Source organism: Actinocrinis sp. (assembly GCF_035650855.1).
GTDB lineage: Bacteria > Actinomycetota > Actinomycetes > Streptomycetales > Catenulisporaceae > Actinocrinis.
The window spans coordinates 1-10,003 of the sequence record NZ_DASRGV010000077.1; the positions used below are offsets into that span (position 1 = coordinate 1).

At 70.2% G+C, this 10,003-nt stretch carries 9 protein-coding genes and 1 pseudogene; 6 read left to right on the forward strand and 4 right to left on the reverse strand.

Annotated elements, in window-relative coordinates; all coding sequences use genetic code 11:
* Window positions 1-417: pseudogene (locus tag VFB40_RS06125) on the reverse strand (hypothetical protein); the annotation flags it as partial.
* A 69-nt stretch (window positions 418-486) separates the two neighbouring features.
* On the opposite strand from VFB40_RS06125, the gene VFB40_RS06130 reads away from it, so the two are divergent.
* The 6 genes from VFB40_RS06130 to gatB all read left to right on the forward strand — a co-directional run bounded on the left by VFB40_RS06130 (window position 487) and on the right by gatB (window position 7,207).
* On the forward strand, window positions 487-1,197 hold the full coding sequence (locus VFB40_RS06130; RefSeq protein ID WP_324848311.1) for a helix-hairpin-helix domain-containing protein: 711 nt from the start codon (window positions 487-489) through the stop codon (window positions 1,195-1,197).
* A gap of 182 nt (window positions 1,198-1,379) precedes the next feature.
* On the forward strand, window positions 1,380-3,425 hold the full coding sequence (locus VFB40_RS06135; RefSeq protein WP_324848312.1) for a putative bifunctional diguanylate cyclase/phosphodiesterase: 2,046 nt from the start codon (window positions 1,380-1,382) through the stop codon (window positions 3,423-3,425).
* 137 nt (window positions 3,426-3,562) lie between these two features.
* Window positions 3,563-3,871: an Asp-tRNA(Asn)/Glu-tRNA(Gln) amidotransferase subunit GatC gene (gene gatC, locus VFB40_RS06140; RefSeq protein ID WP_324848313.1), complete on the forward strand. Its 309-nt coding sequence runs from the start codon at window positions 3,563-3,565 to the stop codon at window positions 3,869-3,871.
* A 1-nt stretch (window position 3,872) separates the two neighbouring features.
* Window positions 3,873-5,393, forward strand: a complete 1,521-nt coding sequence (gatA, locus tag VFB40_RS06145) for an Asp-tRNA(Asn)/Glu-tRNA(Gln) amidotransferase subunit GatA (protein ID WP_324848314.1) — start codon at window positions 3,873-3,875, stop codon at window positions 5,391-5,393.
* Window positions 5,390-5,686 carry a hypothetical protein gene (locus tag VFB40_RS06150; protein ID WP_324848315.1) on the forward strand — a complete coding sequence of 99 codons (297 nt, stop codon included), beginning with the start codon at window positions 5,390-5,392 and terminating at the stop codon, window positions 5,684-5,686. Before gatA ends, VFB40_RS06150 begins: the two co-directional genes overlap by 4 nt.
* A gap of 18 nt (window positions 5,687-5,704) precedes the next feature.
* Window positions 5,705-7,207, forward strand: coding sequence for an Asp-tRNA(Asn)/Glu-tRNA(Gln) amidotransferase subunit GatB (gatB, locus tag VFB40_RS06155; protein WP_324848316.1), 1,503 nt, complete (start codon window positions 5,705-5,707; stop codon window positions 7,205-7,207).
* 127 nt (window positions 7,208-7,334) lie between these two features.
* On the opposite strand, the gene VFB40_RS06160 is transcribed toward gatB, so the two are convergent.
* The 3 genes from VFB40_RS06160 to VFB40_RS06170 all read right to left on the reverse strand — a co-directional run.
* A complete protein-coding gene (locus VFB40_RS06160) occupies window positions 7,335-8,420 on the reverse strand; it encodes a hypothetical protein (RefSeq protein ID WP_324848317.1) in 1,086 nt (361 codons plus the stop codon).
* A gap of 7 nt (window positions 8,421-8,427) precedes the next feature.
* Window positions 8,428-9,132 (reverse strand): hypothetical protein, encoded by a 705-nt coding sequence (locus VFB40_RS06165; protein WP_324848318.1) that lies wholly within the window; start codon window positions 9,130-9,132, stop codon window positions 8,428-8,430.
* A gap of 191 nt (window positions 9,133-9,323) precedes the next feature.
* A partial coding sequence (locus tag VFB40_RS06170; RefSeq protein WP_324848319.1) for a hypothetical protein occupies window positions 9,324-10,003 on the reverse strand: 680 nt, incomplete at its 5' end.

Below are 10,003 nucleotides of genomic sequence, written 5' to 3' on the forward strand. Positions count from 1 at the left end.
GATCGCGTGGCCGCCAGGCGTGTGACTGTCAGCTTCAGCCATGTAATCTGACCCAGAGCCTGACGAGCCGCTAGCGATGGCAGATCCACCACCAGCCGCGATCGCCACTCCACCTGCGAACGCTGCGATGGTTGTAGCGCCGATGGCTGTGGCGCCGACTTCGACGGCTGTCGCGGTGGCCGCCAGGACTGTGGCGGTGACGCTGCCGGTGGCTGCGAAGGCGGTTGCTCCGGATTCGGCGATGGCTGCGACGGCAGGTATCAGTTCGGGTTGGACGACGCAAGCGATGGCGATCGCGACGACGGCCACGGCAGCGACGATGGCGAGTGCGGTTTCCCACCAGTGGTGTGGCTTGGGTGGGACCGGGACCATGCACTTGCCGCCGTTGAGGTCACCGCCCTTCGCGGCGCACTCCATGGATGCTTGCTGGACGGCCAGGCACGTGGCGTCGCAGGTGTCGGTCTGCCACCTGGGGCCGCGCCGCGGATGTACCAGCAGGCGCGCGGCAAGGACGCGAAGGAGGGCGACCGCGAGCTGGTGCCCTACTTCTACACCAAGCCCACCGCGAAGAAGCCCTCCGTCCCCACCAAGACCACCGAGCAGCTGATCGAGCAGCTGGAGCAGGCCAAGACCCGCGAGCTGTGGCGCTACCTGGTCGCGCTGTCCATCCGGCACGTCGGCCCGAGCGCGGCCCGGGAGATCGCCCGCGAACTGCGTTCCCTGGAGCGGGTGTCCACGGCCACCGCCGAGGAACTGGCCGCGATCGAGGGAGTCGGGCCGACGATCGCGCAGTCCATCGTCGAGTGGTTCGCCGTGGACTGGCACAAGGAGATCGTCGAACGTTGGCTGGCCGCCGGGGTCAGCCCCTCGGTCCCGGCCGACACCGGGCCCAAGCCGCTGACCGGCCTGACCATGGTGATCACCGGCACGCTCGCGGGCTTCACCCGGGACGGCGCCAAGGAGGCGGCGCAGGCGGCCGGGGCGAAGGTGTCCGGATCCGTCTCGAAGAAGACCTCATATGTGGTGGTCGGGGAGAATCCGGGCTCGAAGCACGATAAAGCGGTCGAACTGGGCGTACCGGTGCTCGACGAGGCGGGCTTTCGCCGACTTTTGGCGGAGGGGCCGCCCGCCGGACCTGCACAGGACGCAGGCCAGGAGGAGTCCGCAGTGGGTGGTTCCCCGTCCGGGGCGGCGTAATCCTGCCAATTTCAATCCGGCTTGTTTGAGTCACGATCTGCCGCGAACCCTCGCGGGAGTACGAGCCTTGCGAATAACCTGGGGCGGTCGGATCCGGGCGGCGCCTACCGGGACCGCGGCCGGGCACTGCCGCCGGCTGTGCGGCGGCGGCCGGAATGCATGAGAGACCAGGGCGAGGGCGGATGGCGCAGGCGGTGCACCGTACTGACGCTGTCGCGCGCCCGCTTGCGTTTCGCGCGTACCTGCTGCTGACCAACCTTGCCGGGGCGTGCGTGATCGGCTACGCGGCGGCCCGGGTGATCCAGGACCTCGGCAGCGGGCATCTGCGCGGCTCCGGCGCCGCTTGGCTGCTCGGCCTGCTGGTCGTGGTCGGTGAGCTGCGTCCCGTGCTGGCCCGGCACGAGCACGACGGCTCCACCACGGCGGTCGCCTTCTCCCTGGCGCTGCTCTCCCTGTGCGGCTGGCACGCCGCCGCCGTCGCGCAGGCCGTCGCCGTGGTCGTCTGCGCCGTGGTCAACCAGCACAGCTGGTGGCGCACCACCTTCAACGTGACCCAGTACGCCGTCTCGCTCGCCCTGGGCGGAATGGTGTTCGGGCTCTTCTTCCAGGAACCGCTGCAGATAGGCGACTCGCTCGGCTGGCAGCGCTCGCTGGCCCTGGTGGTCGCCGGCGCCGTGTACGCGACGGCCAATCACCTCTTCGTCTGGGCCGCGCTCAGCCTGTCCAGCGGCGTGCCGCTGATGGATCTGATCCGGCGTGAGGCGCTGCATCAGGTCAAGGCGACCGGCGCGATGGTGGTGCTGGCTCCGCTGGTCGCCTCGGTGGCGCTGAGCGATCCCGGGCTGCTGCCGTTCTTCGTCCCGGTGCTGCTGATCGTGCACGGCAACGCCGAGATCGGACGGGAGCGGGACTGGGAGTCCAGCCACGACGAGCTGACCGAGCTGCCCAATCGCAAGATGCTGCGCGAGCACGGGGAGCAGGCGCTGGCCGAGGCCGCGCGCACCGGCCGGCACGTGGCGCTGCTGCTGCTGGACCTGGACCGGTTCAAGGAAGTCAACGACACCCTCGGCCATCTGACGGGCGATCAGCTGCTGCGCGTGGTCGCGGCCAGGCTCGGCTGCGCGGTCAGCCACGAGAACACCGTCGCGCGGCTCGGCGGCGACGAGTTCGCGGTACTGCTGCCGAACGTCGAGGACGAGGCCGCGGCCGTCGAGGCGGCGCAGCGCCTCGCCGACACCTTCGAGGACCCGTTCCCGCTGCACGGCATCACCCTCGACCTGGAGGCCTCGGTCGGCGTCGCGCTCTACCCCGACCACGCCGAGGAGTTCGAGCAGCTGCTGCAGCGCGCGGACGTGGCGATGTACCTGGCGAAGAAGTCGCGCTCGGTGGTCGCCTGCTATGAGGCCGGCCGCGACCTGAACACCCCCGACCGTCTCGCGCTGCTCGGCGACCTGCGCCGGGCGCTGGAGGCGGGGGAGGTGCAGCTGCACTACCAGCCGAAGGTGGCGTTCGCGACCGGGCAGGTGGTCGGCTTCGAGGGCCTGGTGCGCTGGCAGCACGCGACCCGCGGTGCGGTGAACCCGGAGGAGTTCGTCGAGCTGGCCGAGCAGACCGGGCTGATGCCCAAGCTCACCGAGTACGTGGTCGACCAGGCGCTCGCGCAGGTCGCCCGCTGGTGGCGCTCGGGCCTCGCGGTGCCGGTCGCGGTCAACGTCTCGATGCGCGATATCCACTGGCCCGGCTTCGTTCCGGCGATCCAGGCCGGGCTCCTCAAGTACGGGGTGCCGCCGACCGCGCTGCAATTGGAGATCACCGAGCGCGTGCTGTTGGAGGACCCGCAGCGCGCCGCGGCCACGCTCGGCGGCTTGGAGGCGTTGGGCGTGCGGCTTTCGTTGGACGACTTCGGCACCGGCTACTCCTCGCTGGTGCTGCTGCGCAAGATCCCGGTCAACGAGATCAAGATCGACAAGTCCTTCGTCGCCCGGCTGGCCCACGACCCGGAGGACGCCGCCATCGTGCGCTCCACCGTGGACCTCGCCCACTCGCTCGGCCTGCACGTCGTGGCCGAGGGCGTCGAGGACGACGTGACCTGGGACCGGCTCGCCGCGCTCGGCTGCGACGCCGCGCAGGGCTGGCTGCTGGCCAAGGCACTGCCCGCACCGGAGGCCACCCGCTGGCTCAACGGCCGCTCCGCGGGTCCTGAGCGCGAGTCATACCTCGTGCGCTGACGCCGCGTGCGGCTGACGCGAGTTATCCACAGGTGCGCGAAATCCGACACAGTCCGTCGCCACGCGCCGACTACGATGGAGCGCAGCGTTGTTCTATGACAACGCCACAGACTCCAGTCGGCACAGGAAGGCCCCGGATGCCCTCGATCACCCGCGAGGAGGTGGCACACCTCGCCAAGCTCTCCCGCATGGAACTCAGTGACGCCGAACTCGACCACTTCGCCGGCCAGCTCGACGCGATCGTCGGCGCGGTGGCCCGGGTCGGCGAACTGCCGACCGACGACGTCCCGCCGACCTCGCACGCGCAGCCGCTGACCAACGTCTTCCGCGCGGACGTCGTGCGGCCGGCCGGCACGCCGATCCTGGACCGCGAAGAGGTGCTGGCCCAGGCCCCCGCCGCCGAGGACGACCGGTTCCGGGTTCCGCGTATCCTCGGGGAGGACTGAGGTGTCCACAACAGCATCAGGCTCCGACGTCACCCGGCGCACCGCCGCCGACCTGGCCGGCGCCATCGCCTCCGGCGAGCTGACCGCGGTCGAGGTCACGCAGGCGCATCTGGACCGGATCGCCAAGGTCGACGAGAAGGTGCACGCCTTCCTGCACGTGGACGCTGAGGGCGCGCTCGCCGCGGCCGCGGCCGTGGACGCCAAGCGCGCCGCGGGGGAGCGGCTCGGCCCGCTGGCCGGCGTGCCGCTCGCGCTCAAGGACGTGTTCACCACCCGCGGCATCCCGACCACCTGCGGCTCGAAGATCCTCGAGGGCTGGCTGCCGCCGTACGACGCCACGGTCACCCGCAGGCTGCGGGAGGCCGACGTGGTGATCCTCGGCAAGACCAACATGGACGAGTTCGCGATGGGCTCCTCCACCGAGAACTCCGCCTACGGGCCAACCCGCAACCCCTGGGACCTCGAGCGCATCCCCGGCGGCTCCGGCGGCGGCTCGGCGGCCAGCCTCGCCGCGTTCCAGGCCCCGCTTGCCATCGGCACCGACACCGGCGGCTCGATCCGCCAGCCCGGCGCGGTCACCGGCACCGTCGGCGTGAAGCCCACCTACGGCGGGGTCTCCCGGTACGGCCTGGTCGCCTTCTCCTCCAGCCTGGACCAGGGCGGCCCGTGCGCGCGCACCGTCCTCGACGCGGCGCTGCTGCACGAGGCGATCGCCGGGTACGACCCGCTCGACTCCACCTCGATCGACGCGCCGGTGCCGCCGGTGGTCGAGGCGGCCCGCCTCGGCGCGAGCGAGGGAGTCAGGGGTCTGCGGATCGGCGTGGTCAAGCAGTTCGACGGCGAGGGCTACGCCCCGGGCGTGCGGCAGCGGTTCCGCGAGTCGGTGGACCTGCTGGCCGAACTCGGCGCCGAGATCGTCGAGATCGACGCACCCTCCTTCGACTACGCGCTGCCCGCCTACTACCTGATCGCGCCGAGCGAGTGCTCCTCGAACCTGGCCCGCTTCGACGCGATGCGCTACGGCCTGCGGGTCGGCGACGACGGCAGCCGCAGCGCCGAGGAGGTCACCGCGCTCACCCGCGAGGCCGGCTTCGGCGCCGAGGTCAAGCGCCGCATCATGCTCGGCACCTACGCGTTGTCCTCCGGCTACTACGACGCCTACTACGGGCAGGCGCAGAAGGTCCGCACCCTGATCATCCGCGACTTCGACCGGGCCTTCGAGCGCGCCGACGTGCTGGTCTCGCCGACCACGCCGACCACCGCGTTCAGGATCGGCGAGCGCGCGGACGACCCGATGGCGATGTACCTGGCCGACCTGTGCACCATCCCGACCAACCTGGCCGGCAACGCGGGCATGTCGGTGCCCTGCGGCCTGGCCCCTGAGGACGGGCTGCCGGTCGGCTTCCAGATCCTGGCGCCCGCGCTCAAGGACGACCGGCTCTACCGGGTCGGCGCGGCCCTGGAGGCGGCGCTGCTCGACCGGTGGGGGCACCCGATCCTGGAGGAGGTCCCGGCGCTGTGAGCAAGGACAAGAAGGCCGCGGCCAAGAAAGACAAGCCGGTCGTCAAGGTCCCCGCCAGCACGGTGGGCCGCGCGGTGTTCGCCGGCACCCAGGCGTTGGGCGCGGTCTCGGCCGCCCGCGCGCTGCGCACCGCGCGGGCCAAGGGCGACAAGCTCGCGCTGACCCACGCCATCCTCAACGCCGCGCTGCTCGTGGTGACGCTGCTGCTGGCCAAGCGCACGATGCGCGAGGCCAAGCGGGCCGCGGAAACCACGGCCGCGGCCGAGCCGCTGATGCTCCCCTCCGGCAAGTGAGAAGGACGAACCCACGAGATGAGTGTGACGACCGAAGAGCTCCTCGGGTTCGACGAGGCCCTGGAGCGGTACGACCCGGTGATGGGCCTTGAGGTCCATGTCGAGCTGGGTACGAGCACGAAGATGTTCTGCTCCTGCCCGACCGAGTTCGGTGCCGAGCCGAACACCCAGGTCTGCCCGACCTGCCTCGGGCTGCCCGGCTCGCTGCCGGTGGTGAACGGCACCGCGGTCGAGGGCGCGATCCGGATCGGCCTCGCGCTGCACTGCGAGATCGCCGAGTGGTGCCGGTTCGCGCGCAAGAACTACTTCTACCCGGACATGCCGAAGAACTTCCAGACCTCGCAGTACGACGAGCCGATCTCGTACAACGGGTACCTGGACGTCGAGGTGGAGGGGCAGACCTTCCGCATCGGCATCGAGCGCGCGCACATGGAGGAGGACACCGGCAAGTCCACCCACGTGGGCGGCGCGACCGGCCGGATCCACGGCGCGGAGTACTCGCTGGTCGACTACAACCGGGCCGGCATTCCGCTGATCGAGATCGTCACCAAGCCGATCGAGGTGCCCGGGCACCTGGCCCCGGCGGTGGCCCGCGCGTATGTCACCGAGCTGCGCGAGCTGATCAGGGCCCTGGGCGTCTCCGAGGCGCGGATGGAGCGCGGCCAGATGCGCTGCGATGTGAACCTGTCGCTGCGGCCCAAGGGTGAGACCAAGTTCGGCACCCGCTCGGAGACCAAGAACGTCAACTCTCTGCGATCGGTGGAGCGGGCCACCCGTTTCGAGATCCAGCGGCACGCCGCGGTGCTGGCCTCGGGCGGCAAGATCGTGCAGGAGACCCGGCACTTCCACGAGAACGACGGGACCACCACCTCGGGCCGAGTCAAGGAAGAGGCGGAGGACTACCGCTACTTCCCCGAGCCGGACCTGGTACCGGTCGCCCCGTCGCGCGAGTGGGTCGAGCAGCTGCGCGGCACGCTGCCGGAGTCCCCGACCGTGCGGCGGCGCAGGCTCGCCGAGGAGTGGGGCATCTCCGACTTCGACATGCAGACCGTGGTCAACGCGGGGGCGCTGGACGCGATCGTGGCGACCATCGACGCGGGTGCCCCGGCCGATCAGGCCCGCAAGTGGTGGACCAGCGAGCTGGCCCGGGTCGCCAACGAGCGCGGCGTCGACGTGGCCGAGCTGCCGATCGCCCCGGCGCAGGTGGCCCGGGTGGTCGCGCTGATCGCAGCAGGGGAGCTGACCGACAAGCTGGCCCGGCAGGTGGTCGAGGGCGTGCTGGCGGGCGAGGGCGACCCGGACGCGGTGGTCGCGGCGCGCGGCCTCAAGGTGGTCTCGGACGACTCGGCGCTGCTCGCGGCGATCGACGAGGCGATCGCCGCCAACGCCGCGGTCGCCGAGAAGATCCGCGGCGGCAACCACGCCGCGGTCGGCGTCATCATCGGCGCGGTGATGAAGGCCACCCGCGGCCAGGCCGACGCGGCCCGGGTCCGCGAGCTGGTCCTCGGCCGCCTGTCGTAGGCAGGCACTGAGCCTGCGACCGCTGAGCCAGCAGCGATGACGGAGAAGTAAGACGGCGGGGCCTGCCCCATCCAATCGGTGCAGGCCCCGCCGTCTTTGTCCAAACCCGCATTGCCGCCGCGGCCGGCTACTGGAGCAGTTCCGCCTGAAGGATCATCACCTGCTTGAACGGCGCGAACTGGAGGCCCGCGGGTCCAGACTGGGTGATCACTGCGACGGTGTCACCCGAGACGAACGACCCGTACTCGGCGACCTTGCCACTGCCCTTGACCGTCGAATACTCGCCGTTCACGCCGCTCGACAGCACGACGAGATCCTGCGCCGCGACGTTGCTCGGTACTCCGGTGATCGCCGTCGAGAGGGCGGGCTCGTCCAGTGCCGTGAGGTTGCCATCCGCCAACGCGGACTGAGCGGCGGAGGCCGCCTTGTTGTCGGCGAATTGGAGCAGGTAGATCGTCGTTGTCGCGTTGTCGGTGGCGTTCCAGCTCGCGGCGGCCGTGTGTCGTAGCCCGTATTCGGCGAGGATTCGCTTGCCGTCCTGGTCGATGAACAGCGGTGACGGGTCGGCGAGCCAGCCGTCGACGGCGTTCTTCACCGGCTGGGTCGTCGCGCCGACGGGCTTCGGTAGCAGCAGCTTTCGAATATCGGCGAGGTGCTGCCCGGATTCCGCGCCAGCTGAGGAAGCAGGCGCGGGCTGGCCGGCCGGAAGCGCAGGGAGGCTGAGCTGCGGGAAGGCGTACCGGCCGTCTGAGGACGTGCCGAGGCCGGGCATATCGGTGCGCTGTGGGATCGCGAGCGCGAAGGCGGTACCACCGCCGACGGCGATCATTACGGCTACCGCGCCAGTCCAGCGCAAGGCGTTGCGACGCCTGCGTGACCGGCGAGCTGCAGCCTCTGCGAGCCGCGCCGACTCGGCCTCGATCAAGGCAGGGTCGGGAGTGGCAGTGGCAGCGGGGATGATGCCATCGGCCGGATCGGCAGCTGCGGTGTCAGCACCGGTTGGGTCGGCAGCATCAGCAGCGGCGGCGGTGGTATCGGCGGCGGCAGCGCTGGCTGGGTCGGCAGTGGTGGTGACGGTTCCCGCTGGGGTGCCGGCGGCCGGGTCGGGAGCGGCTGGAGCGGTAATGGCGGGGTCGGCGGCTTGAGCCTCCGGGAGCCGGGTCGGGTCGATCGGCTCGGCCGCCTCGTCGGGCAGTCCTGTGTCTGTCGTCATCACGGCCTCACTGATCAATACTCTGAGACGTCTTGAGCCGGTCGAGCTGCTGTGCGACCAGCGTCGCGACCGAGTTCTGGTCGAGCGGCGCGGTTTCCTGCGCGTCGACCACCACCTCGACGTCCCCGCTCGACGCGACGCACAGCATCTCGTCGAGCTTGTCGCTGCCGAATCCGGGCGGGAGCACGCACTTCGCCTGCCCGTATCCGGGCACTGAGGCACCGTTGCGGAAGACGTTCAGGTTCGAAACCAGGCTGTCGAAGCCGGCCGCAGCGCTCTTGGCGTCCTTGACGTCGAACTGGAGCAACTCGACCGAGACCACGACGGCGGTGGCCGACTGCTGGGTTTGCATGGTGCGGACCGCGACGCCCTTGAGGTGCGTGTTGGCCAGCGCCCCCTTGACGCTCGACATGTCGGACTTCGGGATTCCGGAGAGCAGGTCTTCAAGCTGCGAGGTGATCTGCGCGGCCGGAACGAAGCTGTTGTTGCCGTAGCTCCCGTCGTACGGCCCAGGCGTGTATCCGCTCGGCATGGGCAGCAGGTACGCGAACAGCGAGCCGTAGTGCGAGCCGTCGGATCGCACACCGCCGGTCACCGGTGCCGGCTTGACTGCGGCGGCAGCGCGCGCGGCGGCGATCGTCTCGTTGTTGCGGTCTTCCCGGTGCTGCACGATGGCCACGCCGATCCCCGCGCCGACAGCGATGGAAAGCACCGCGCCGACGGCAATCAGCACTTTGCTACGCGGGAGGGTGCGCTTGGTGATGGGGCGTGCGAACTCAGGTGGCAGTGTCGTGGCTGGCGGTGTTGCCGCAGGCAGAGCAGGTAGCTCCTGGGGGAATGGCTGCGGCTGCGGCTGGGTCTGGGGTTGGGTGTGTTGCGGCTCGGTCTGGTTCTGGGGTTCCATCACAGCCTCGCCATCTGCTGCGTGATCAGCTTGCTGATGATCGACGGATCCGGGGCGTGGTTCTTCGAGGTGACCCAGAAGTCGACGGCCAGGTCTCCGTGCACGGCAACGGCGAAGTCGTCGTTGTAACCGTCGGAGGCGGAGAACTCGTATCCGGCTGCTGTGACGCTGTCCGGCAGGGTCAGCGTATTGCTGCGGCTCTTTGCCGAGGCAAGATCGGTTGCGACCGCGTCGAAGTGTCCGGGCAGGTGCTGGTACATCCGAATCTCAACGAACAACCCGTCGCTCTGAGTCCAGGTCGTCGCGGCGATACGGACGAGCCGGCCATTCAGTTCGTTAGCCAAGCAGGTCGCCGGAAGGGTGCAGTCCGCGGCGTCTTGTGAGAGCTCGACCCACTCGTGGTCGTAGAACGAGGCCGTCGCACCGGCCGGAGTCGGCAGCAGCAGCTTCGTCAGATCTCCGTTGACGATCGTGGCGTCGTCCTGACTCGCCGGCAGTGCCGGCGGCCGCGTGCCGTCGAAGATCGGGCCGCGCGGGTAGGCCGGCTGCGTGACGGCGAGGGGCGGCAGGGGCGTGGGACTGCGCATCGCCTGAATCGTGAATCCGCCTGCCACGCCTCCGATGACGCCGAGCACGATCGCCCCGGTGAACAGCTTCCGGGTGCTGACGCTGCGTCTGG